Source organism: Pseudomonadota bacterium (assembly GCA_018823135.1).
Taxonomy (GTDB): domain Bacteria; phylum Desulfobacterota; class Desulfobulbia; order Desulfobulbales; family CALZHT01; genus JAHJJF01.
In genome coordinates, this window is record JAHJJF010000037.1 from 1 (window position 1) to 24,413 (window position 24,413).

At 47.1% G+C, this 24,413-nt stretch carries 26 protein-coding genes; 18 read left to right on the top strand and 8 right to left on the bottom strand.

From position 1 onward, the window contains the following. Nucleotides 1-1,642, top strand: a 1,642-nt coding sequence (locus KKE17_03185) for a B12-binding domain-containing radical SAM protein (GenBank protein ID MBU1708987.1), incomplete at its 5' end; no start/stop codon positions are given. Between the two features lie 38 nt (nucleotides 1,643-1,680). Here KKE17_03185 and KKE17_03190 read toward each other — a convergent pair. Further along, entirely contained in the window at nucleotides 1,681-3,477 is a 1,797-nt protein-coding gene (locus tag KKE17_03190) for a tetratricopeptide repeat protein (protein MBU1708988.1), read from the bottom strand. 391 nt (nucleotides 3,478-3,868) lie between these two features. On the opposite strand from KKE17_03190, the gene KKE17_03195 reads away from it, so the two are divergent. Beyond that, nucleotides 3,869-4,303, top strand: a complete 435-nt coding sequence (locus KKE17_03195; GenBank protein MBU1708989.1) for a hypothetical protein — start codon at nucleotides 3,869-3,871, stop codon at nucleotides 4,301-4,303. Between the two features lie 28 nt (nucleotides 4,304-4,331). On the opposite strand, the gene KKE17_03200 is transcribed toward KKE17_03195, so the two are convergent. The 4 genes from KKE17_03200 to KKE17_03215 all read right to left on the bottom strand — a co-directional run bounded on the left by KKE17_03200 (nucleotide 4,332) and on the right by KKE17_03215 (nucleotide 7,084). Further along, a complete protein-coding gene (locus KKE17_03200; protein MBU1708990.1) occupies nucleotides 4,332-5,510 on the bottom strand; it encodes a molybdopterin molybdotransferase MoeA in 1,179 nt (392 codons plus the stop codon). Between the two features lie 4 nt (nucleotides 5,511-5,514). After that, nucleotides 5,515-6,114 carry a molybdenum cofactor guanylyltransferase gene (locus KKE17_03205; protein MBU1708991.1) on the bottom strand — a complete coding sequence of 200 codons (600 nt, stop codon included), beginning with the start codon at nucleotides 6,112-6,114 and terminating at the stop codon, nucleotides 5,515-5,517. Between the two features lie 26 nt (nucleotides 6,115-6,140). After that, nucleotides 6,141-6,641, bottom strand: a complete 501-nt coding sequence (gene mobB, locus KKE17_03210; GenBank protein ID MBU1708992.1) for a molybdopterin-guanine dinucleotide biosynthesis protein B — start codon at nucleotides 6,639-6,641, stop codon at nucleotides 6,141-6,143. Nucleotides 6,642-6,742: 101 nt separating this feature from the next. Further along, the gene (locus KKE17_03215; protein MBU1708993.1) at nucleotides 6,743-7,084 is read right to left on the bottom strand and encodes a histidine triad nucleotide-binding protein; all 342 of its coding nucleotides are present in this window, start codon (nucleotides 7,082-7,084) and stop codon (nucleotides 6,743-6,745) included. Nucleotides 7,085-7,496: 412 nt separating this feature from the next. On the opposite strand from KKE17_03215, the gene tadA reads away from it, so the two are divergent. From tadA to KKE17_03290, 15 genes are all read left to right on the top strand, one after another. After that, nucleotides 7,497-9,176, top strand: a complete 1,680-nt coding sequence (tadA, locus tag KKE17_03220) for a Flp pilus assembly complex ATPase component TadA (protein ID MBU1708994.1) — start codon at nucleotides 7,497-7,499, stop codon at nucleotides 9,174-9,176. After that, on the top strand, nucleotides 9,163-10,380 hold the full coding sequence (locus KKE17_03225) for a type II secretion system F family protein (GenBank protein MBU1708995.1): 1,218 nt from the start codon (nucleotides 9,163-9,165) through the stop codon (nucleotides 10,378-10,380). Before tadA ends, KKE17_03225 begins: the two co-directional genes overlap by 14 nt. Nucleotides 10,381-10,529: 149 nt before the next feature. After that, nucleotides 10,530-10,970, top strand: coding sequence for a prepilin-type N-terminal cleavage/methylation domain-containing protein (locus tag KKE17_03230; protein ID MBU1708996.1), 441 nt, complete (start codon nucleotides 10,530-10,532; stop codon nucleotides 10,968-10,970). Next, nucleotides 10,967-11,605 carry a prepilin-type N-terminal cleavage/methylation domain-containing protein gene (locus KKE17_03235; protein ID MBU1708997.1) on the top strand — a complete coding sequence of 213 codons (639 nt, stop codon included), beginning with the start codon at nucleotides 10,967-10,969 and terminating at the stop codon, nucleotides 11,603-11,605. The genes KKE17_03230 and KKE17_03235 overlap by 4 nt, the downstream gene beginning before the upstream one ends. Nucleotides 11,606-11,661: 56 nt before the next feature. Next, nucleotides 11,662-12,021, top strand: coding sequence for a prepilin-type N-terminal cleavage/methylation domain-containing protein (locus tag KKE17_03240; protein MBU1708998.1), 360 nt, complete (start codon nucleotides 11,662-11,664; stop codon nucleotides 12,019-12,021). Nucleotides 12,022-12,253: 232 nt separating this feature from the next. Next, a complete protein-coding gene (locus KKE17_03245; protein MBU1708999.1) occupies nucleotides 12,254-13,324 on the top strand; it encodes a general secretion pathway protein GspK in 1,071 nt (356 codons plus the stop codon). Continuing rightward, nucleotides 13,321-14,463 (top strand): hypothetical protein, encoded by a 1,143-nt coding sequence (locus KKE17_03250; protein MBU1709000.1) that lies wholly within the window; start codon nucleotides 13,321-13,323, stop codon nucleotides 14,461-14,463. Before KKE17_03245 ends, KKE17_03250 begins: the two co-directional genes overlap by 4 nt. Next, nucleotides 14,463-15,047 (top strand): hypothetical protein, encoded by a 585-nt coding sequence (locus KKE17_03255; protein MBU1709001.1) that lies wholly within the window; start codon nucleotides 14,463-14,465, stop codon nucleotides 15,045-15,047. The genes KKE17_03250 and KKE17_03255 overlap by 1 nt, the downstream gene beginning before the upstream one ends. 142 nt (nucleotides 15,048-15,189) lie before the next feature. Continuing rightward, the gene (locus KKE17_03260) at nucleotides 15,190-16,002 is read left to right on the top strand and encodes a hypothetical protein (GenBank protein ID MBU1709002.1); all 813 of its coding nucleotides are present in this window, start codon (nucleotides 15,190-15,192) and stop codon (nucleotides 16,000-16,002) included. 106 nt (nucleotides 16,003-16,108) lie between these two features. Beyond that, complete coding sequence (gene gspD, locus KKE17_03265) at nucleotides 16,109-18,316, top strand: type II secretion system secretin GspD (GenBank protein ID MBU1709003.1); 2,208 nt, start codon at nucleotides 16,109-16,111, stop codon at nucleotides 18,314-18,316. Nucleotide 18,317: 1 nt separating this feature from the next. After that, nucleotides 18,318-18,650, top strand: coding sequence for a hypothetical protein (locus KKE17_03270; GenBank protein ID MBU1709004.1), 333 nt, complete (start codon nucleotides 18,318-18,320; stop codon nucleotides 18,648-18,650). A 237-nt stretch (nucleotides 18,651-18,887) separates the two neighbouring features. Beyond that, entirely contained in the window at nucleotides 18,888-19,130 is a 243-nt protein-coding gene (locus tag KKE17_03275; protein ID MBU1709005.1) for a sulfurtransferase TusA family protein, read from the top strand. 80 nt (nucleotides 19,131-19,210) lie between these two features. Further along, nucleotides 19,211-19,522 carry a peroxiredoxin gene (locus KKE17_03280; protein MBU1709006.1) on the top strand — a complete coding sequence of 104 codons (312 nt, stop codon included), beginning with the start codon at nucleotides 19,211-19,213 and terminating at the stop codon, nucleotides 19,520-19,522. 10 nt (nucleotides 19,523-19,532) lie between these two features. After that, entirely contained in the window at nucleotides 19,533-19,835 is a 303-nt protein-coding gene (locus tag KKE17_03285; GenBank protein ID MBU1709007.1) for a hypothetical protein, read from the top strand. A gap of 34 nt (nucleotides 19,836-19,869) precedes the next feature. Continuing rightward, nucleotides 19,870-20,043 (top strand): hypothetical protein, encoded by a 174-nt coding sequence (locus KKE17_03290; protein MBU1709008.1) that lies wholly within the window; start codon nucleotides 19,870-19,872, stop codon nucleotides 20,041-20,043. A gap of 138 nt (nucleotides 20,044-20,181) precedes the next feature. Here KKE17_03290 and KKE17_03295 read toward each other — a convergent pair whose 3' ends face one another. The 3 genes from KKE17_03295 to KKE17_03305 form a co-directional block, all read right to left on the bottom strand. Beyond that, nucleotides 20,182-20,856 (bottom strand): ABC transporter ATP-binding protein, encoded by a 675-nt coding sequence (locus KKE17_03295; protein ID MBU1709009.1) that lies wholly within the window; start codon nucleotides 20,854-20,856, stop codon nucleotides 20,182-20,184. Nucleotide 20,857: 1 nt separating this feature from the next. Next, nucleotides 20,858-22,051: an ABC transporter permease gene (locus KKE17_03300; GenBank protein MBU1709010.1), complete on the bottom strand. Its 1,194-nt coding sequence runs from the start codon at nucleotides 22,049-22,051 to the stop codon at nucleotides 20,858-20,860. Nucleotides 22,052-22,191: 140 nt separating this feature from the next. Next, the gene (locus KKE17_03305) at nucleotides 22,192-23,313 is read right to left on the bottom strand and encodes a hypothetical protein (protein MBU1709011.1); all 1,122 of its coding nucleotides are present in this window, start codon (nucleotides 23,311-23,313) and stop codon (nucleotides 22,192-22,194) included. Between the two features lie 550 nt (nucleotides 23,314-23,863). Between KKE17_03305 and KKE17_03310 the strand changes: the two genes are divergently transcribed. After that, nucleotides 23,864-24,382 carry a TlpA family protein disulfide reductase gene (locus KKE17_03310; GenBank protein MBU1709012.1) on the top strand — a complete coding sequence of 173 codons (519 nt, stop codon included), beginning with the start codon at nucleotides 23,864-23,866 and terminating at the stop codon, nucleotides 24,380-24,382. The last annotated feature ends 31 nt before the right edge of the window (nucleotides 24,383-24,413 follow it).

A 24,413-nucleotide genomic window follows, 5' to 3' on the forward strand; every position in this document is an offset into this window, starting at 1 on the left:
GCCGAAACTCCTGCTCATCCAGCCGCCGGTTGAGGATTTCTACCAGACCGATATCAGGTTACAGCCCATCGGTCTGGCATATCTTAAAGCCGCGGTCAAAAAACATCTGCCCGAGTTTGAAGTTATTATCCGGGATTATCACCACGGCTGGGGCCGGAAGACGATTCCCCTGCCAAAGGAATTAGCCTATTTAAAGGAGTATTACGCCCAGGTGGATGCAAGCCCGTTTTCCACCTTCCACCAGTATTATCATTTCGGCGCGTCCTTTGAAGAAATTGCCCAAGACGTCAATGGGATCAATCCCGATATTGTCGGGATTTCCTCGCTGTTTTCGCCATACTACCGGGAAGTCCTGCGAACCGCCCGGGCAGTGAAAAACAGTTGCCCGCAGGCGACAGTCATTGTTGGCGGCTCCCATGTGTCCTGCGCCCCGGAGATGATGCTGGAAGACCCTGATATCGACTTTATTATCCGAGGCGAGGGGGAACGCCCCCTGGTTGAGTTTCTCAAGGCCTGGAAAGCCGGGGCAGGTTTTGAGTCGGTGCCCAATCTTGGATATAAAAAGGCAGGCAGGCTGATTCATAATCCAGTTAAAGACAATTATCCGTTAGCAGAGATACCTGCACCGGATCTTTCCGATTGCATCCCAGAAAAATATTTGTTTGAAGGGCGGCCCATATGCATGATTCTCACGTCGCGCGGCTGTCCGCATCAATGCTCATTCTGTTCGGTACATCGAACCTTTGGGAAAAGTTACCGGCGCAGGAATCCGGAGGCAGTGGTTGCGGAGATGGAACAGCGCTATGCGGCAGGATTTCGGGTTTTTGATTTTGAAGACGATAACCTGACCTTTGACCGCACCGGGATTCAAGAGCTCTGTCGATTGATTATGCAAACTTTCCCGGACCGGGATATCCAGCTTCTGGCCATGAACGGCATATCGTATAAGAATCTGGATGAAGAGACATTGCAGCTCATGCAGAGCGCCGGTTTCACCCATTTGAATCTGGCCCTGGTGAGCGCCGACCAGCGGATGCTTAATTCCCTGAATCGGCCTCACCGGGTTGCGCAATTCAGCGAGGTTGTGAGGATCGCCAGGGATCTCGGTTTTCAGATTACCGCCTACCAGATCCTGGGGCTGCCCGGCGAGACGCTTAGCGGGATGATCGACACCATGCAGTTGCTGGCAGGGGAACCGGTGCTCATCGGCGTGTCGATCTTCTATCTCACTCCGGGGTCGCCCATTGCCCAGTCATTTCCGGAAATGACCGAGGAAGATATCTTTCGCTCCCGCTCAACTGCCATGGCGATGGAAACAGAGCATTGCCAGCGTGGAGATCTGTTTACCCTTTTTATCATTGCGAGGATAATAAATTTTTTGAAAGGGGTGAAGATAGAGGGTCGCAGTGCGGGATTGCTGGAACTTCAAGCCGGAGGATTGAACGCTTCGGATAAATCACGATGGGGATTTGCTCTTTTATCGCGATTGTTGGAAGAGGAAACTCTGTATACGGAAAAGGGCAGGGAAGTAACTCAATTTGATGTGAAGCTGTTTCAAAAAATCTGGTTTGGCCTTACTCAAATTTGTACTCAAGAAGGGAAAGTGATTGTTCTCTCCAGGCAGGATGAATATGCACATTGATAAAGAACATCGTTAAGCCGTTCATTTAAGTTGAACCTTCATTCTCTTCCTGTCTCTGTTTTAAGAAGTGAGCCTCGTGCCCTGGCAAGTTCCGGATCCAGCCGTGCGGCCCGGGCGTGATGGTAGGCCGCCTCCTGCAAATTACCCTGAATTTTTAAAGCATTGGCCAGATTGTGATGGGCAAATGCGTATGCCGGGCTGATGCGCAATGCTTCCTTATAATGGTAAACCGCCTGGTCCAGATTGCCCTGAATCTTGAGGATGATTCCCAGGTTGTTATGGGCCCGGGCATTATACGGATCGTTTATCAGGAGGTTGCGGTATTGCGCGGCAGCATCTGAATATCGTCCCTGACGTTTTAAAACGACTCCAAGGCTTAAACGGGCATCAACATAGCCCGGTGCTATTTTTAAGGCTTCAGAAAAATGTTTTTCCGCTTCACTGAAGTTGCCTTCGTCAGCAAGGACAAGGCCGAGATTATTATGGGCGCGGAGGGAACTCGGGGCTTTTACGACACAATCTTTCCAGAAGGTTACTGCATCCTTCCACACGAAATTTCGCTGGTAGGTCCAAATGGAAAATACTATTGCCAAGATGAGGAGCATTGATATCGCCAGGGGTTTATGCCGGGGAAACTTCAGGATGAGCAAAGCCGGCAAGAGTCCGAGAAGCATTGACGGCAGATAGGTGCGGTGTTCAAAAATTATTTCAAGGCCGAGAACTGACGACTCGATGAGCAGGTTTCCGAGGAACCACAGGAGACAGAAGGCGAAAATCCTATGGGTTTTTGCCTTGTAAATAGCTGCGGCGGCAATTCCGGTCAGGGTGAGGATTGCAAATAAGGTTGGCGGAGGGGTTAGAAGAGAGGAGGAAACCGGCAGGTCATGGATCAGACTCAGACGGGATGGCAGGGGCAGGATGAGCAGATTCAAGTAATAGAGAATAACCCTTGGTTCGGTGAGCAGTCTGTTTGTGATTGTAAAATCCCGCTGCGCATAGGTTGAAAGAATATTGTCCACCGGTTGCCCGCCGAGAAAGAGAAGAGCGGGAATCGCCGAGCAGAGTAGTATGAAGATTATTGCCGGTAGCTGGCGTTTGATCCATCGGCGGTTGAGATTCTTGAAAAAAAACCATTCATATAAGAACAGAAACAGCGGCAGGCTGGCGGCAATTTCTTTGGAGCCCAGGGCTAAAAAGCCTGCTAGCACAGAGCCGCAGAAGAATAATGTGCCAAAGGTTTTTGAATCAGTGACGCGAGCCTTTGAGTAGAGAAGAACAGACAGGATATAAAACAGCGCCGCGAGGCTGTTCATTCTTTGAACTATATAAGTTACAGACTGTGTATGAATAGGGTGGACGGCCCAGATCAGTGCCGCCAGAAGCGGGATCAGGAAAGAGTGGGTTTCTTGTTCGTTTCCTGATTTAATCTGAATTTCAAGGATGTTCTGGGCAAGGAAATATATACAGATTGCCGCGAGTATATGGATCAAAATATTGACAAGATGATAGCCGAAGACATCATAGCCATGAAAATAATAGTTCAGCGCCAAACTGATATTGGCCACCGGCCTATTCATTGCCGGACTTTTAAAGCCGGCGGTGAAAAAATTTTCAAAGGTGAGTGAGGTTATTCTGACTGCGGGGTTTTCAAGGATATTTGTGCGGTCGTCAAAAAGAAAAGGAGAGTGCAGGGTATTTGAGTAAACAGCAAAAACCGTAACCGAGAGAATTGCCGCGGCTAAACAATGGAGCAGGATTCGGCGTTTACAATCCGAAGGCAAAGGCTCTGGGGAGGCCGGAGAGTCAATTTCGGTCAACTGGTTGTCTGAAGCCATAAGTCTCCATGAGACAAGAACGAGATTTACCCTTGAGATCAACAGAGAAACCAAGAGAACTTTTTATTGAAATTCCTATCACATCCTGTCCGGATATAGAAGCCTTATTCTCTGGGGCTTCGGCTTGAAAAAAGGTGGAAGAAGAAATTTATGATTTATTAACAGTAGGTTATGAGAAAAAACAGACTAGTGCGGGTAAGGATTCGTTCAGAAAAAATTGAAATTGTAATGATATTTCAACAGGTGCAAGGCGATGCTTTTAATGGTTCGGCTTTATCCTTGACAGTCTAATTTTTACATTGTATTCACAAGGCATTGTGACAAAGAATTTTCAAAAAAAGATCTCCTTGCAAACCATATCATAAAAAAATTAAAGATAATGATTGATACTATGAATACGTTACGCAAAAAATGTTTGCGGCCACTTTTTGCCGTAAAGCTGAATATCATGCCAATGGCAATTCTTTCACTTCTGCTGCTGGCGGCAACATTCTTTTCCTCTGCCGCGTCGGCAGGTACATGTGTCGATGGGAAATGTCATGAGAATCTGACAAAATACAAACATCTTCATGGGCCGACGGCCGCGGAGCAGGCCGGAGTCAAAGCCTGTGTGGTCTGCCATGAACCGGCCGGGGCAAATTGTACAGTGTCCGCAGCAGGAGTCTTTACCCAAAAAAAAGAAGGTATGTGTGAAATCTGTCACGAAAAAGGGACGGGAACACAACATACCTTTGAATCTCCCAACTGCCTGGAATGTCATGATCCCCACGGTTCCAACGAGAGTCTTAATTTTCTTCGGCCTGGGAAGAATCTTTCAAAACCATAGGGTGTGCCTGGATTTTTAAGCAGTAATTTTACGTCAGGTGGACATGCACCTGTTCTCCCGGGCGTATCCTGCTTCGATGCGCCGGAAGCAAAATCACACAATCAATCGCCTCATATTTTTGCGCCGGCCGAACTTTTAATCTGCCATTATCTGTGCGCAAAATCCCCCCTTTGAGTTGAAAACAGCCTTTTTTCAATACAATATTTTCTTCGGCCTCGGCCTTGATTATCGATGGGAGCTGTTTTTTCAGGCCCTGCATTTTTTTCAGGGCAGGCAGGACCAGTTCATTAAACAGCAGTCGCACAACGCCCGGCGGGCCGGGAAGTGCAAAGATCAGTTTGTCGGCAAGTATGCCGAATTTTGCGCCGCTGCCTGGCCGCATGGCAATCCCGCTGAAGATCGTATTGATTGCAAGCTGTTCAAATACTGCACCGATCAGATCATATTTCCCGGGGCCGGTGCCGCCGGTGGTGATAATTATCCTGGCTGAAGAAGCGATTATCCCGGTGAGTGCTGAGCGCAGAAGATCTGCATTGTCATCAACCGGCCCGTAAATCGAACATTTAATCCGGTGCTGTTTTAGAAGCCCCTGAAGAAGATAATTGTTGCCGCTGACCACCAGCCCCGAAGCAATTGCCGTGCCCGGAGATATGAGTTCGGACCCGGTTGTAAGCACGGCAATATCCGGCCTCTGGTAAACCGGGAATTCAAAATAACCATATTCAGCAAGCAGTGGCAGATGATCCGGAAAAATTTCGCTGCCGTCTTTGATAATCACCCGGTTTTTTTTGAAATCATCACCGGGTTTGCGGATATTGGCGAAAATTTTCGGCAGACGGTGAATAGTCACAAACCCTCGTTCCTCAGAGCAATGTTCAAGAGGGACAACGGTATCTGCCCCCTGAGGCAGTCTGGCGCCGGTCATAATGCGCATGGCGGAATGTTTTTGGAGCCGGGTGATTGGCGCATTGCCGGCGGCGCTCTCCCCGCTGATTGTAAGGCGTGGCAAGGATTTGTCGGCAATATCGAGGTATTTTACTGCAAAGCCATCCATTGAGGACTGAATAAATGCCGGGGTGTTGTGCCGGGATTTAAGGGTCTGCGCCGCCACTCTTCCGGAGGAGTTTTCAATGGGGACAAGCTCGGTATTGCTCGGCGTCGCAAAGCGATGAATTGCTGCCCGCGCATTCTGAAAAGAAAGTTTCATGACCTCACTCTGGTTTTAACGCCTGCAATTCATGGGGTTTATTGATATTTGCAAAGGAAGATAAACCATCGCTGACGGCAAGGATTTCTTCCATGGAGATTTTTCGCACCGTAACCTTTTCAAGAACCTGGACAATTTTATTTTGTTTTGCAGCCAGGGCATTTTCAAATGCCGGCAGGGCGGTTTTTCGGTAAACAGCATGAAGGGGCTCCGGACCTTTTTCCAGCCAGGGCAGAGCAACATCCCAATCGCCGCTAAGGCCGCACAGAAAGCGGATTATTTCAGGATTGATCAGTGGCATATCGCAACCGGTGATAAAAATTTGTGAGGCTGCAGTCTTTGACAGGGCGGCGTGAATGCCGCCAAGGGGACCGCAGCCATTATAGATGTCGCCGGTCATCGGCCAGTTGATAAACCTGAATAGATCCGGGGTGTTGGTCACCAGCAGGCGGTTGGTGAAAATTTTCTCCATGGTGGCTGCGACATGGGCGAGAAGGGGTTTGCCGTTATAGAGTGCCAGGGCCTTATTGGAGCCGAAGCGGCGGCTTTCTCCTCCGGCCAGAATGACACCGGTTATCGTGTTCAGAGAAATATGTTGTTGCATGTGAACCATTATCAGCCAGTGGATTTTCAGTCCGGAGAAATGATGTGTTTGACCAGAAAGTCGGCAAGTCCTGAAATGTCCTCGGGATTGAAGACCGGAAGCATTTCTCCTGGTATCGGATCGTTGCTGATAAATGCCAGCCAGGTTGAATCTCTGCCCGGCAGGGGTTCGTCGTAGAGGTCTCTGCGAAATACTTCAATTTTTCTCGCATTGCCCTGTTTGTATCCTTCGGTAAGCACGATATCTACATCCTTGAAATACGTTTCGGCGATTTCCTCAGGGGCCAGGTCCCTTCCGGTGTCGGAGATAACTCCGATTGCCGCGGGCGATGAAAGGGCAACAGTTCTTGCGCCGGCCTGTTTCAGGCGCCAGGTATCCTTGCCCGGTTTGTCCATTTCAAAGGCGTGGACATGATGCTTGATGATTCCCACCCGGTAACCGAAAGTGATCAGCATGGGGATAATTTTTTCAAGCAAGGTGGTCTTGCCGCTGTCCGGTCTGCCGATGAATGAGACGATTGGAGGCATAGTTAAATCCAAGTGATTAGTTATGAGTGCTGAGTGCTGAGTGCTGAGTGAAAAATAGTAAGTAGTAAAAAAACTCAGTACTCATCTCTCTGCACTATCTTTCACCCCGGAGGCCAACCCATAGGCCGGCCGCCAAGCACATGCATATGGAGATGAAAAACCGTCTGGCCCGCCCCGGCGCCGTTGTTCATCACCAGGCGAAAATTATCAATGCCGTTTTCATGTGCGAGCCTGGCGCCGGTGCTGATCAGTTTTCCGGCAAGGGTTTCATCCTGGGCGGCAACATCGGACGGGCCGGTTAAATGTTTCTTGGGAATGACCAGAAAATGTTTGGGCGCTTCAGGGTTGATATCCCAGAAGGCATAGACGGCATCGTCTTCATAGATTTTTCTGGAAGGGATTTCACCTTTGACGATTTTGCAGAAAAGACAGTTGTCGGACATTGAAATCTCCTGTGCGATGGTTTTTGGGTTGATAGTTTCGTCATACACCATAATTTGGTAGAAAAACGAAGTCAAATTTAACCTGATCACGGAGTTGATATTATCAGTATTATCAATGAAGAGTTGTATTAATTGCTTTGTAAGGCGTCATTGGTTAATAACAATTATACTCCCTCGCGGATACTCACAACCTCTCCATCGTGTACGAAAGCGAATTTAAATGCAATTTGCGGTAACGCATTCAAATGGTTATAAAATGGAAATAACTCGCCTTGTTACTGAGATTTTAGTATTAATAGGTTGAAACAAAAAGGGCCTTGAAGTGGTCCAGTGAACAGGAAGTCTACGCAACAATCCCTATTGATACACTATTCCGCCTTGAGAGTTCGATTTTACAAAGGAAGAAGTTTTTATGCATACATCGATCATTTTTCCGGGAAAACAGGCAATCGGCCAAGTTTTGATTGCAGAGGGAAAACTTCAGCAAAACCAATTGGAGCGAGCCCTGGCCCACCAGAGTACGGTTCCCAACCGGATTGGTGAAATCCTCATTTCCCTTGGTTTTGTCAGTGAAGAAGACATGGTTTCAGCTTTGTCGGAGCAGCTTGCCATTCCCATTTATACTCCGGACCCGGACGATGAATATCTGCCGGTGAATTTCACCAAGATGTTTCACCGGGAGCACCCCATGGCGTTGATCAAGCGGCGTGATGAAAAGAATATTCTCCTGTTGAGCGATCCCCTGGACGGCGACATTATTTCTGCCGCCAATGTGTTGATCGGGGAGCCGTTTACGGTGCAGGTAACTCTTGAGTCGAAGATCAAGAAAATCGTTGACGAAAATTACGGTCTGGTTCTGGATGAAGTAGAAGAAGCCGGACTTGTTGTAGACGAGGCGGATGTCGATAAACTCAAGGACATGGCTTCTGAGGCGCCGGTTATCAAGTATGTCAATAATCTGATTGATACCGCGGTTAACCGTCGGGCAAGCGATATTCATATGGAGCCCTTTGAAGACGGACTTCTTATCCGTTTCCGGGTTGACGGCATTCTGCAGGACTATGAAATTCCGCCTGCCTCCATGCAGCCGGCGATCATTTCAAGAACGAAACTGCTGGCCGCACTGGATATTGCCGAGCGCCGCCTGCCTCAGGACGGCAAGATTTCTTTGAGAATTTCCGGCAAGGAAATTGACCTCCGGGTTTCAACTATGCCCACGGTGCATGGTGAGGGGGTGGTTATCCGTATTCTTGAGAAGGGCAATATCATTCTTGATATGAGCCATCTGGGGATGCGAGCCAATATAGAAAAAAGGTTCCAGGAAATGGTTTCCCTGCCGGACGGCATCATTCTGGTTACCGGCCCCACCGGCAGCGGCAAAACCACGACGCTGTATTGCGCCTTGAATCACATCAATTCCGGGAATAACAAGATCATCACCATTGAAGATCCTGTTGAGTATCAGCTGCAGGGGATTAACCAGATCCAGGTGCGGCCTGAAATCAACCTCACCTTTGCCAAGGGGCTGCGTTCCATTGTCCGTCAGGATCCGGATGTAATCATGATCGGTGAGATCCGCGATCTGGAAACCGCGGAAATCGCCGTGCAGTCTTCACTCACCGGCCATATGGTTTTGAGCACCCTGCATACCAATGATGCAATATCCGCAGTTATCCGGATGATTGATATCGGTGTTGAGGGATTCCTGCTGGTATCCTCCCTGCGAGGGATAATGGCGCAGCGGCTGGTGCGGCGCATCTGTCCTCATTGTAAAGAAAAACGCGGCCGGGTCTCGGATTTTATCGGCAAAATCGATGCAGAGGATTTTGAGATGTACGAAGGCAAGGGGTGCCAGAAATGCAGCGGTTCGGGTTATACCGGGCGAGTCGGGCTGTATGAGTTTCTCACCATGGATAATGCGATCAACCGCGGCATATCCAAGGGACTTGACCTTATAGAATTACGGAACATAGCTGAAAAACAGGGGTTTGAGACAATGTTTGTCGACGGCCTGCTAAAGGTAAGCGAAGGCCTTACAACCCTGTCCGAGGTAATGCGAGTGAGCAGGGGGGTTGAAGTTGGGACTGTTTAGCTACACAGCCTTGGATTCTGAAAATACCCTGAAGGAAGGGGTCTTTGAGGATGTTGATAAAGAAGCCGTTGCCAAGCGTCTGATTATGCAGGGCTTGCGGCCCCTGGAGATTCAACGGCACCGGGGGAGAAGGAAGAGCTTTATCTCGCTGGATAAATTCAGGAAAGAAAAGATCACCAGCACGGATATCGAATTTTTTACCAATCAGATTTCGCTGCTCTTAAACGCCGGCCTGTCCCTTGACGGATCTTTGCGCATAATGAAGCACCACAGCAATAAACTGGTATTCAAGGATTTTGCCGGGCAGATTGAAAGAAAACTCAAGGAAGGAAAATCTTTTTCCCAGGCCCTGGCGGATTACCCTAAATATTTTTCACCGATGTATATCAATATAGCCAAGGCCGGCGAAGAGGGCGGTATCCTGCCGGCGATGCTCACCGAAATATCCGAGTATCAGTCAACCTTTCAGGAATTGAAACAGTTCATTATTTCGGCTTCCATTTATCCGATTATTCTGTTGCTGGTGGGATCAATTTCCATCGTTATTCTGCTGACCACGATTCTTCCCCGTTTTGAGATACTTTTTGAAGGTGTGGGTCGACAACTTCCCTTTCATGTGCAGATACTGATGAGCGTTGCAAAATTTATCAGTTCCAATATGCTTATTTCGCTGGGGATCGCCTTGTCGCCGATAATCGGTGCGGTTCTGTTCATAAAAAGCAAGGGAGGGAAAATTGCCCTGGACCGGTTTTCCATCCGACTGCCGCTGCTCTCAGGTTTTGTCAAGGCGCTGGAAACCACCCGGATTTTCAGGACTATTCAGGTACTGGTTGAAAACGGCGTGCATTTGTCAACCGCGTTAAAAATCAGCAGCGGCGTTGCCGGCAACCTGGAATTTCAACGGTTGCTCAAGCGCGCCACTGAAGCGCTGAAGGAAGGCCGGCAGGTGGGGCAGAAACTGAAAAGCGAGGGACTGTTTCCGGAACTTGCGGCCGATCTTCTGTCCATCGGTGAGGAGTCCGGGCAGGTGGGACAGGTCTGCGGCCAGATCGCGGATCATTACGAAAAGGATCTTCGAAATAAAATAAAGAGAATCATTGCGCTGATTGAGCCGCTGTTTATTCTGGTAATTGCGGTTATCGCCGGCTATGTGGTTATTTCAATGCTCTCGGTCATCCTGAGCATCAACGATATAGCCGGATAAGGCTTATTTCATGGGTTTTCCCCTACCTTCCTGTCATCTTCCGTAATGCATGGAAAACCGGTCCGAACCGGTCCTTTTTCGATTTCGAGAAAAACGTGGTAGGCGATTTCATCTATTAAGACGGGGTATATCGAGTAATAATTATTAACATGGCCCAAGTGCACGGCATTTTCCGAAATCATAAAGGGTTTACCCTTATTGAACTGCTCGTCGTTTTGTTGCTGCTGGGGATATTGTCCGCCCTGGCTGCACCGGGCGCCGGCAGATTCCTTGACAGTCTCAATGTCCGCAAGCAGACCCAGCAGATCATGGCAACAATTCGCCTGGCCCGACTGATCGCGGTGACCAAGGGGGTGGAAGTGCATCTGGACCTGGATGAATCCGACGGCAGGATCATCCGCCTTTCAGGCGGGTTGAACAAGGTTGTGGAATGTGATTTTGGCGACGATGACAGTTTGACCATGGTTCCCGCCCATGTGGTCTTTTTTCCCGAGGGGCATGCAACGCCTGCGATTTTGACATTTATCAAGGGCGATAAGATACGGACGATAGTCCTTGACCCGTTGACCGGACTGCCGATTTCCCAATGAAAAGACCCGCAATGAATATCCATACCCTTTTGCGCAGACCAGGGAAATTGCCTGCAAGGCCAGGCGGCTTTCATGCCCTGGAAAAAATGATAATCGCCGGGGATCAGGGTGTGACGCTATTTGAGTTGATGGTTGCGGTTCTGCTCCTTGGAATGATTTCGACGATGATCTATTCGGTGCTTAATGTGGGGATTACTTTTTCCGCCAAGGGCGAAAATAAAATCCTTGAAATAGAGCGGAAATACGCTTTTCTGGACCTTATGCACCGGCAGATTCACAGTGCCTTGTATAACAAGACAGAGAGTCGGATTATGATTGCCGCTCAGGAGAATATCCTTAAAATTGTCACGCGGAGCCCGATGATTTACCGGCAGGAAGGTCTTGTTCTGGCCATATACAGATATGACCCCATCGAGGAAGATGTTTATTATACCGAGAAGCGGGATTTTTATAATGCGGACTACCAGGATGAGTATGTCCCGGATTTCGATGATATGCGGCTTTTGTTGCACAATGCCGGGAGTATCACCTTTGCCTATGACCCGGCCACGGCAAACGGCGTCCAGTTGGAATACCTGGGAGAATCCTATGACATCGTGCCCCGGTGCGCCACCGCGCAGATCCCCGGATCATAATGCCGTGTGGTCGTGCGGCTGAACGATGACAGGGCAGGAAAGAGAGCAAAAAGTGTATGACCATGGAGCAGGAGCGCATGCCAGGGAAAAGGAATCACCGGAAATGTCAGCAGGGCGGGTTTACCCTGATTGAGGTGCTGGTCGCGGTAACCATAATGGGGCTTGCGTATGTGGTCATTCTGCAGAATTTCTCCATGTCCATGAGTAACATTGTCCGTGTTGAAAGAAAAAGAGCGCAGATCATCAGCGATTTGATCGCCTTTGAGCGGCAATTGCAGCCGGAAGATCCAGGCGAGGCAGGTTTGCTGCTTGACACCGCATCGGGGGAGCCGTTTCTTGAGGGCAGGAAATACCGCCTGATTCTGGTTGCAAGCGAGAACGGCGATTTTGAAACCTTGCTTCTGGAGAAAAATTAGCCCTCGCCCAATAGGTTTGAAGTGTGCAAATTTTGGCGAAAAGATCTGTTGCTTTATTGCCGGGAAACTTGTTGTGGTGAAGAGGGTCGGCATCGAATCACAAAGATATATGTAATGTGCAAAATTACGGATAGGACTAGTGTCGTCTGCATCATACAAAGATGATGCAGACGGGGCCCGCCCGGAATGTAGTGATTTTTATCGGGCCATGTTGATTACAAAGAGATTATTTATGAAGGCGTCAATTTTGGGTTTGAAGAATATTTACGCACAGAATAAACTGATTCTAACTGTATGGCGCAGCAATGCGGCGATGAACGGCAATGGCGAATGTCTCAGTAAAAATGACGGGTTTGCGCTTCTTGTGGTAATTGTTGTGTTGCTGCTCACGACGTTTCTCGCCTCGCAGCTGATTATGCAGGTGAGAACCGAGACAAAGATAACTTTTAATGCCAAAAAAAGGACAACCGAACGGTTTCTCGCCCAGGGTGGGATCAATCTTGCTATCTTCAGGCTGATTGACGATCCTTTAAATACTGATGATGAAGAATACGACAAGGACCTTCTGGGCTATACATATGAAGAAACCTCTTTATCTACGGGGAAAATCCTGTATTATGTGGTCAATGAGGCGGGCAAGATTGATTTGAACAGCGCGCCACCCAGACTGCTGGAGCTATTTCTGGAATACCACGGCCTGGAAGAAAACCAAATCGCCACTGTGCTGGATTCCCTTTTGGACTGGCGGGATGCCGATGACTTTCATCGGTTAAACGGGGCTGAGCAGGATTATTATCAAGGTCTTGAGGATCCCTATGTTCCAAGAAACGGCAATCTTGAGGATCCGGGTGAAGTTTTTATGGTGAACGGCATGGAAATTCTTCGGGGGAAATTTGATCCGGAAGCAGTTTTCACCGTCCATAATTTTCGAGGAAAATATAAGGGTAAAATTAATTTCAACAGCCTCACCCCGGCGATGCTTGATTTTATAGTGGAAGGAGACCAGGAAAAAAAGGACACTTATTTTGAGATGCAGAAAGAATTCGGCACCCTGTCCGCCCAGATGGCTCAAACGATAATCGGCAATGACCGATATGCTGTGATAAGCCCATACCTGTCAACCATTTCACCACATACTCAAGAAAGCATTTATTATAATATTGTTGCAACTGGTTTTGCCGATCCTGGGCAGGAGAAGGCAGAAGACGCAGATTACGGCCCTGGAACAAGGGTGTCGGTGATTATTGAAAAGCAGTCGGGAGATAGAATAAAATATCTTTCCTGGAAAGAAAGCAGATCATGAGAGATTTACTGGAAATAACCATATTTAAAAACAGCATCGAGCTCAGCCACCCTGAAGCTCCGGAAAGAATTATTTACGTCAGAGACCAGGATTCCGGCCTGGGCGACATGGTGGAGCGCTTTTGCGCCGAGGCTGGGGTATCGACAAATACTGTTGTTTTTTATGTGTCTGAAGACCTTTTGTATTACAAGTTATTTCAGTTGCCGGTCAACACACCGAATCTGAAAGAGGCTATTCGCTATCAGCTCGGCCTCCTGACCCCTTTTGATCCTGATTCCATGCTGTACAGTTTTTCAGTAGTTCCCGGCAAGGAAATGCATGACGTCTCCCTGTTTGCCGCAGAAACCCATGCCTTTGATGAGTATTTTAATGTCATTGCCGAAGGGGGGTTTCAGATCGCCGGCCTTTTCCCTGAAAGCCAGCGTTATGTGGGATCAAGTATCGGAAAAGAAGACTGGGCTCTGGTGATTCCCAGCCATTTCATGAAAACCTTTGTTTTTTCCGGTACCCAGCTCAAGGACAGGTTTGTTTGCTACGGAGAGCCCTCCTTTGCAGATTTGGCAAAGGTTACCCGGACTGAAAAGATCTATCACCCAACGCCTCCCGAAGGCAGTTCTTTTCTTGATGCATCAACTCTGCTTGAAGGAAAGCCGGCGTTAAAGGATTTCAATATGCTGCCGGCATCATTCCGGCGGCCAGATTATCTTCGCACGGTGATCAAGGTTTTACTAGTCCTGAATGCAGTTGCGGTTTTGGCGTGGGGAGGAGTGAAGGAATACCGCCTGCTTTCGGCGATTAAACAGACTGACCAGGCAATTGTTCAAATCGCCCCGAAAGTCCGAGAAGCGAATGCTCTCCGTGCGCGACTGGAGAAGTTGCAGAAATCAGAGGAAATGATCAAGGATTTTAAAAATCCCGATTTGATTGGTTTTATTGAAAAGCTTACCAAAGAGTTGCCGCTCAACTCCTATCTGGATATGATCAGGATGGATAAGGACCAGCCGGTGATTCGGGTTATGGGGTATACGGAGAATGTCGGAGATCTGACCGTCAAGTTGCAGAACCTGGGAGATACCCAGCTTAAATCAACCAGCCGGCGGCAGAACAAGACCTATTTTCATGTGGAGACCAAACTGTAATGTTCAGGATTCAACAGTTATTGAGCCGGTTTAAGTCTCGACATGTGCTTATTGCCATTGCCCTGGTTCTTCTGGGAATGAACCTTGCCCGGATGGCTGCGGGGCATTACGCCGAGAAAAGGGAGTATCTTGAAAACAGGCTTGCGCAACAGGAGAAATTTCTTTTATCCACCAGAAATTTGGACGCAATGCGTAAAAATGTTGCGGCCCTTGAAGAGAGGAAACAGAAAGTCGAAGAATACCTGTTCAGCGGCGGCACCGAAGAGGAGATCGCCTCGGCCATGCAGATTGTGATTCAGGAAAAGCTCGTTAATGCAGGGCTGCAGACGGAATCTCTGCGGCCGATCACGCAGACAGGCGCGAAAGGGAAAGGCGGTGAAGAAAAAAGTGAATATGGTGAGATTCTTATCAAGGCGCGCCTTGCCGGGACCTTGAGCGCTTTTAACGAGTTTATTGCAGAACTCTATAAATCCAAGCAGCTTTTTAAGATCGACAGCTTTTCCCTCAAGGCCCATAAGCAGGGCGAGACCCTGAAGATATTTATTGAGATAAAGGGATTTTATAAAACTGGAGAAGTTTCATAAGACGGAAAAACTTTTTATCTTGGATCCAGGCGAATGTTTTTACGGGTAGGTGGATGCAAGGATAGATGAACAGGAACAGTGAGCGCATTTCCCGTAGCTCGGATACCTTGTTTTCCGGCTGCGTGGCGATTCAACTAAAATTATGCAAAAAATCATCATCGTCATAGCATTGTTTCTGTCGCTGCTGTTTGTATTGCGTGCAGGCAAAACGGCTTTTCAGGAAGATTTTTTATCTTCTGAGCAACCTGTTTCCGAAGAGGCGGACACCTCCGCCCCGGAAATAGCGAAATTGGTCTTTTATCCCCCGGTGTCCGGCACCCGCTCTGATTTAGACGTCGGATATCTGTTTAATCAGGCACGATCCCTTGTTGACGAGATCACAGAGGAGGAGGGGGCTGAGGATGTCCTTGAATCCCGGACAGGGGGCGGAGTTGATGTTGACGTGAATGATGTAACTTATATAGGCTCGATCATTACCGACACGACGACCAGGGCACTGATTTCCTACCAGGCCGGCAGGGGCGGTGCATCGCGAAAGACCTCCGGGCGGGCGAGCCGGGCCGCGACCGGTCGTAATCAGTATACTCAGTTAAACGTCGGAGAGGTATTCAGCGGCTATAAGGTGTCGCGGGTTACGCCGAACAAGATTGTATTTGAGAAAGGCGAGGAAGTAGTTGAAAAGTTTCTGTATGACCCCAAAAAAAAGAGGGACCAGCCAAAGGATTCCGGTTTGCAGAAACCAACCGACCAACAGCGGATTTCCCCGCCGGGGCAAGGTGATTCCTCGGTCACCGTAGTTGGTGGTGGCGTCGAGCCGGCGATGCCCGGTGGCAGTGCCCAGAGGAATTCTCCGGTGGATTCCGGCGTTCAGCCGCCGTCGGTGAGACGACCGCCAGCCACTTCAGCCAGGACCGGAACCCGGGCGACGATTATACCTCCGGGCACGAGGCGGTAACTATGATGCTTTTACTCAACAGTACGGGAAAAATGTTTTCACGAACTTGAAAAGAGATTAGATACTCAACTGTTATTTTTTAGCTTTATCGAAGAGGGAGATGTGCATGCGATTCGCTATGATTTATAAATGGCTGCTTTTAGCAATTATTATTCCCCAGTTTATGTTTCTGGGTGGTTGCGGATTACAAAAAGACAAGTTGGCCAAGACCTGGGTTGACCTTGAAGAGATCAATAAGGAAATCGTCAAGTCCAAAGAGCAAATCGCCCTGGTTGACAGCGCTGATGTTGAAGGTGAAGACAGGGATGATGAGGCTGATGAACCAAAAATCAAGGATCTGACCTCGCTTGCAGGAGGTGGAAACCCTTATCTGGAAAATCTTTCCGGGCCCGAGGAGCTTGACCCGGAGAAAACCATGCAGGGAGAAGGGGTTCTTCTCAACTTTGATAATGCAGATATTTATGAAGTGGTCCAGGTTGTCGCTGAAATTCTCGACCTCAACTATATGGTAGACCCGCAGGTCAAGGGAGTTGTCAACATTCGCTCCGGGAAAAAAATTCCCCGGGACCAGCTCTTTAAGGTTTTCAAGAAACTCCTGAACATTAACGGCCTCGACATCCGCCAGGAAGGTTTTTATGACATGATTTACGTGTCCAAAAAACCGATTTCCGATAAAATTTATGATGCCGGCCGGATTGACGAGTTGCGCGATACTGCCAATATCATCATGCAGATTGTGCCGATCATGCATCTTGCTTCATCAGAAGCGATCAAGCTGATAAAGCCTTATCTCTCCGAGCAGGGAACCTCATACGACATGGTGGATCTTAACACCATCATCATTAATGATTATGAAAGTAAAATAGTTGACGCCCTTTCAGTCCTGGCGCAGCTTGATGTCTCACCCCTTTCAGCTCTTAAGGTCAGATTGGTAAAAGTGGGGAAAGCGCCTTTATTCGATGTACGGGATGAACTTTTAGAAATCCTTTCTTCGCTGAAGATAAACAAGAAGGGTTACGACGGGGTTACGGTTCTTACCTTGGAGAGAGTCAATTCGCTCCTCATGGTGAGCAATAATGAATTCCTGCTGGATACGGCGGAGAAATGGGTTGATCATCTGGACAAGGTTCCTGCCCAGGGGCGGGACAATATTTATATTTATAATGTCAGGAATTCCGTTGCTTCAGAACTTGCAAATTTGGTAAATGCCCTGATTGAAGGAAAGAACCTTACCCCGTCGGGATCGACTCCAACGGAGACTTCAACCAGTAGCAGCAAGTCCAAAACAGCCAAGCCCGTCACCTCAACCAGAACAGCCGCCAAAAGTAAAACCGCATCCAAGTCAAAACAGTCGGCCCTGCGTTTTGCCGGTGAGCCGACCTTGATTGCCGACGACAGCCGGAACGTCATTTTGATCCGGGCCCATTCGGCTGATTACAACCGGCTGGTCAAGCTCCTCGAACGCCTGGATAATCTGCCGAGACAGGTTCTCATCGAGGTACTGGTTGCCGAAGTAACCCTTTCTGAAGGGTGGGAACTTGGTATTGAATGGTCAATGAGGGAAAACGCCAGAATGAATATCGGTAACAGTCGCTATACCAATAACTATATCAGCAATATGAGTCAGGTGGCAAGTGTCGATGGCAGTGGCAATCCCCCTACAGACTTGGGGTCGGCTGCTGTCGGATTTACTTACAGCTTGTTGAACAGTGCAGGGGATGCCATTGGAATTCTCAATACTATTGCAGATAACAATGAAGTTTCTATTCTTTCATCACCCCAGGTGCTTGTTTTAAACAATGAGACCGCCACCGTCAATGTAGGCCGGCAGGTACCGATTGTCACTTCTGAGACGATTAATGACAGTGGCAATGACACAAGAACCATACAGTATAAAGATACCGGTATTATTATGACGGTGACTCCGCGGATCAACTATAACGGCATTATTATTCTTGAAATCGAGCAGGAGGTTAGTGATGCGACGCAGAATACCACCGGTGGACTTGATACACCTGAAATCTCCAAACGAAATATCAAGACGAAACTCGCCGTGAAAGACACCCAGACGATTCTTATGGGTGGGTTGATTGAAAAGAAACAGTCTTTTGTGGAAAACGGCGTGCCGCTTCTGATGGACATTCCTATTCTCGGTTGGCTTTTTAAATACCAGTCAGAAGAGGTTAGAAAAACAGAACTGATGATAATGATCACTCCTTATGTTATTGAATCTGATGATGTTCTTGATCAGTATATTAAGAGTTTTAAAGAAAAGACTAAAAACTTGAAAGACGATTTGCGGGTGGATAATTGATATGAGGCAGCTTCTCGTTGATGAACTGAGTAAAGAGGAACGCGACAATATTGAGAGTTATCTTAAAAGAACGATAATTCCCGGGCCGATTCAGGGTATGTTCTGGCTGAGAGTGCCCGAGGATATTTTGGGGCCGGATCAGCTGGGGCATGAAGATTGCGGCCCTTTTTATTTTGGGGTCGAGCTTGGTGATGATAAGCTGATTTTTGAGTTTCTTGTGCGCAGTCAGTCAAATCTTCACTGTTCCTGTATCAGTTACGCAACGATTTCTCAGCGGGATTTTCTTTTGAGATTTGCAGACCGGCTCCTCGAAGAAGAACTGATAAAGGCATGAGTAGCCATGTATATTTTGAAGGTTTTTTTGTTTCCCGGTGCATTCATTCAAACAAAGTCGACCCTCTGTCTTTCATCCTCTTGACAAAAGAATATGATAAGAGTAGAAATCCTTGAATAATGAATGAATATTCATTATAGGTTTCTGTTATCGGCTCTGTTTGCAGTGATTGAATATCGTTCAAAAGTTGTAACGAACTGAAATTATTAGTGCAGACAGCCTGCGAGGAGAACGGAAATGAATATCGATTCTATCAAAGCGGATGATGTGCTTGATACAAAAGGCCTGAGTTGTCCCATGCCGCTCCTGAAAACCAAGAAGGCTATCGGAAAGATGGAAGCAGGCCAGATTCTTGAGGTCGTCGGCACCGACCCCGGATCAAAAAATGATTTACCCGGCTGGTGTGAGCGAACCGGACACAAGTACCTGGGAGTCAGGGAAGAAGAGGGCTTCTTCAGGTTTTATATACAAAAAGGATAATTAGGATTTAGGTAGAAAATTAATAAATTGTCGCCCGATTTTTTTGGGGGGGCGACGCAATTATCTGTAGGGAGGATAGCATGGCAAAAAGTCTAGGAATTTTTGTTACATCACCCAAGAATATGAAGCATGTCATGGGTGTGACCAAGGCCGCTGTGGCAAAGGGTTCTGCCGTAAAGGTGTTTTTTACATGGAAAGCAACCCATCTTGCCAAAGATCCACAGTTTCCTGAACTCTGCAAAATAGCAGATGTTAATATCTGCGCCGACAGCTACGCAAAAATGGGATATGACAAGACTGTCGTCCCAGAGGGGCTTGATGAAAAACGCATGTCAACCCAGGCGAAGCACGGTGCAATGCTTGAAAATTGTGAATGTTACATGACATTATAAGGGGGAAACCATGGCTAAAGTATGTTTTCTAATTCAACCGAGCAACGATGAAAAGGACGTGTTGGATGCAATGCGCTCCACATTAGGACTTTCCGTGGCCAACCATTATTCTTATGGTGTAGTTCTGGATACGGAATTGGCCAAATTTGATGAGTATAATGCTGAGAATCTCGAGTGGATCAAAGACATGGAAGGTGATATGTTCACCAATGTCCAGGCCAACGCCGACAAGAACGGCTTGACTTATGTCAGCATCGAGGAACTTGGGCAGAAGCTCAAAGAGATGGATGTTATCGTGCCTTATGGCAACTAAGAGTTAATTTTCGATCACCAGAGGAGTTAGCGATATGAAAATTTTAAATGTATACCGCGCTGCACCCAGCGATGACATAAAAAAACTTGTTGGTATTGTATCAGAAGGCAATGACACCGATACTTTTGACCTGAACGTTGCTAGTCCTGATTATGGCGTCCTGGTTGACAAGGTTTTTGCTGCAGATAAGACCATTTGCTGGTGGTAAGTATTTTTTGTTTTGAGCAAAAAAAGGCCCGGTATTTTGTACCGGGCCTTTTTTTTGGGGGAATTTTTAATGAGTACGAAAAAGTGCGTGCCGACCCTCCTTAAATTGCATTTTTTATTTTGAGGGTGGGCAACTGAATCATAAAGGGACAAGGGTATTCTTGCTCATTCGTAACTGCTGTTTGCCTTTTTTGGCAAGATCCATGTTATGGGTAATAAGGATCATGGTGACTTGTTTTTCCTGATTTATTTTTTGGAAAAGTTCCAGTATCTCGGCCTCGGTTTCTTCATCAAGGTCCCCTGTTGGTTCATCTGCCAGGATAATATCCGGTTCATTCATCAGGGCTCTGGCAATTGCTACTCGTCGCTGTTGCCCTCCGGAGAGCTGGCGGGGATAGGCATCGTTTTTTTCTCCAATTCCAACCATATCGAGAAGTTCAGCCGCCTTTTTTTCAGCGCCGGGTTGACGGTTTTTACTGAAAAGATCCGGGAGAAGCACGTTTTCCTTTGCTGTAAGGATAGGCAGCAGGCTGGAAAACTGAAACATGAATCCGATATTGCGGTTCCGGTACTCGGAGAGTTCTCGGTCATTTAAGGTGCAGATATCGGTCCCCTTGAAAAGGACATTGCCGGATGTAGGTTTGAGAATTCCACCGATTATAGAAATAAGCGTGGTTTTGCCGGAGCCGGAATGGCCGATTATTGAAATAAAATCACCCTTTTCAATAGTCAGGGAAATATCTTTGATCGCAGCTATTGGTGTGTTGTCAACGGTATAATATTTATCGAGATTTTTAAGTTCTAATTGTGCCACGTTATTCCTCTTTAATTGCCAGAAGCGGTTCCATCTTTTTAATTCTGTTGATCGGCAGCATGGCGCCGGTGATACATATGCCGGTTCCGATAATTAAGCCAAGAATGGCGATTAATATCTGTTGGATGACGGACAGATTAGCGGAAATATTTTTAACAAGCGAAAAGCTTTCCCCGAGCCAGGTGGAAAGGTAGGTGCCGGCAATCATTCCGACAACACTGCCGGTCATGCCAAGAATCAATACTTCTAAAAGAAATAACTTAACAATGTGAGATTCCTTCGCTCCAATCGCACGCATTATGCCGATTTCTTTGGCTCGTTCGTTGGCAATGGCGGAAAAGATGGCCCAGACAAGAAATACCGTCAACACACAGGAAAGCGAGATTGTGATAAGAAATATTTTATTGATGTCGGCAAGAATATTTAGAAATCTGCTCCCCATGCCGCTTCTGGCGATAACATCGACTTCAACGATTTCTCCTTCAATGAGTTTGCCGACGTAATCCGGATCATATCCTGCTTTAACCTTGATGAAAATGATGGATATTTCTTCTGCGTGAAGCGGAGATTTACCGGAGCCGATGATGCCAAACAGATTTTCTTCGGTCATGAAAAGGGCATTATCGAGCCCGGTGCCGGTCTGTTCAAGGACTCCGATCATCTTGAACCTGTTGTTGAAGATTGTGGGCTCAACCTCGAGAAGTCCCAGGCCAAGATTTTCACTGGTTCCGAAGCCGGCGATGGCTTCGCCTTTTCTAAGCTCTCTGCCAACGGCCTTCTGCAGCCAGGGCTTAATGATGAAGTCGGTCTCCTGATCAAAGGCAACTATTTTTGTTGGCATGATGTCACAGCACATGCCGTTGATGGATGAAAGGTAAGTCTGGTAGGTCATTGATTCGACACCTTCAACGGTTCTTACCCGTTCCAGGAGGCTTTTCTTCATATAAAAGGATGTGTTTTTGGCCTCAAGGAGGAATTCTTCAGCGCCGCTGCGGGCTCCAACCGGGACAACAACCAGATCAGCCCCAAGGCGTTCGGATGCCTTGTGAAGGCTTGCGGCAACACTCATGGTAAATGAGACGGCAAAGATTAAAAGGGAAACCAGAAGGGCAATTGCTGAAATCAAGACTCCGGTACGGAAAGATTTGCGGTTCAGGTTTTTTAAGGCAACTGTAAAAAAAGTAAATTGAGTCATCGTTATTCTTGATCAAAGGGATTCTGATAGGGGAAATGTAACAACAGCGATGCCATTACAAAAGAATCGGGCATCATGTTTAAAATAAACATGATGCCCGTTATTTAGCAATGAATATAAGGGTTATCCGTTAGGAAGCCTTATTTCCATGTTCCGTCCAAGCCGCAAAGAATGGCTTTATTGGTAGCGCCTTCAGTTTTGTGACATTTCAGACATACGGATACTGATTTGCCGATTGTTTTTCTTGCGGTGATATCATAAAGGAGAAGAGTTCCGTCAACGCCGTCTTCGCCGCAATAATCAGTGCCTTTCTCGCGAAGGGTCATGACCGCGTATTTTCCGTCCGGAGTAGGAATGATGTCATGGTTTTCACCGGGCAGCGGGGTAATTTCGTCAAGCACCTTAAGGGTGTTTGCATCAATGAGGTAACCGCGGTCAGCACCGGACTGAAGGATGTATTTACCGTCCTGGGTAAAAAATTGACGGAAAGTGATGGTTCCACCAGATGCATCTTTAGGCTTGCCAGTGATCATACTTTCAGCAAGTTTTTTCAGATGGCCGTCTTCAAGAGCTTTCATGTCGAGCATGATCAGACGGGTGTTACCGGTCCATTTCAGATGTCCTTCCGGGGTGTGGTTCACGGTAAGGAGGAATTTGCTCATGTCAGGTGTATTGATACCGTGAGCAAAGGTGGACTCGCCTGATTTGATTCCCAGTTCATCAAGAAATACACGGTGTTTCAACTTCATGGTTGCTTTGTCAAAAACGTCAATGTATCCGTCGTTAGCCATGGAAATCGGCATGAAGGAATCCTTTGACTGACCGGATGCACAGTAATTTGCGCCACTCCAGGTAACACGGGTAGGAAGTTTGAAAGCAACATCTTTCAGGACTTCACCGGTCTTTAAGTTTGATTTTCCTACATGCAGTTGTCCGTCCGGTTTTCTGTCGTCGGTTTTGTAGGTTGACCAGTACATGATGTTCGGGTCATTGACATCTATTCTAGCATCGTGAGTCGGATGGGTTTGACCGCCGATATCCAACATTCCGAGCTCTTCCACCGCAATTGGATCGGAGGTGTTGCTTGGGTCAATTGTAATTTCTGCAACTGCAAAGTGACCGCCCATGCCAGCTACATACATGGTGCCTGAGTATTGTTTTGCAGCATTAGCCACAGGAGCGTTTGAGTCAACAGTGGAAAATGAAAGATATCCACCAACCATCATCGATAGTGCAAGAGCTGTAAAAATTGCTTTTTTCATTGTTTCTCCCCGTGTTAATTTTTTAGCGTTTGTTAGGTAACAATATCACAATGTAACATTTAAATATCACAATGTAACACTTAATTTGCGTCTTGTTCTGCACCTCCTTTGGTATCTCTACACTAAATCAACGGTAGAGTCTAGATTGAAAAATAGAATTTTTAATTATTTCCAATTAGTTTGTTTTATGAGTGTGAAAAGAAGATTATTTTTCTTTGCATCGGCGAATCTATTTTCTTGAATGTTCAAGAATTACATGGTTTTATCATTGACCAGGCCATGCCAGCGTTTGATCCGGTGTTTACAAAAAAAGGCCGTGAAGAATGATACTTTTTGGCAATCTATACCACAGTGTGGTATTCTTTTCAAAGAAAAAAATACTATAAAACCACTAAAAGTAAAGGGGAAAAATAGTATTTTGCGTTTGAAGTAATAATAATTATAAATTTGGATTTTAAGATCTATTGACCGACATAATCATAATATTAATTGTTATCCTATTGAATTTTAATGAATTATTATAGGAAAGGCTTCGGGGGCGCCAAAGTATATGAAGTTAAAAGTCAGTGATAGCCGGATACAAATAATTATTTTTTTTCTCCTTATTTTTTCTTTGGTTGCTTGCGGGAAAGACAAGGTTCAGCCTCTCAAAAAAGGGGGGAAAGTTCCGGTATTTAGCGCAATCGACATGGAGGGGAATGAATTCTCTCTGGCCGGCTTTGCCGGGCGGCCGGTAATTCTCAGATTCTGGTCAACTGATTGTAAATTCTGTCGCGCCGATACCCCGGTGTTTAATAAATATTATGAAAAATACAAAGAACAGGGTTTGATGATCACCTACATCAACACCACCCAGGGTCGGGACGCGGTGCAGGAGTTTATCAAAGAACTTGAGGTCGTTTTTCCTGTGATACGGGATGAGCAGGGAAAGATCGCTGCAAGCTATAATGTCAAGTTACAGCCGATGACCATTGTTCTTTCGCCTGAACATACGTTGCTGGCAGCCATTTTGGGTGGCGTGAGTGAAGCGGCCCTTGCCGAGCTTGTCGGCCCCTATATGGTTGAATAAACATATCTGTTCCGTCAAATGGACTGAAGGC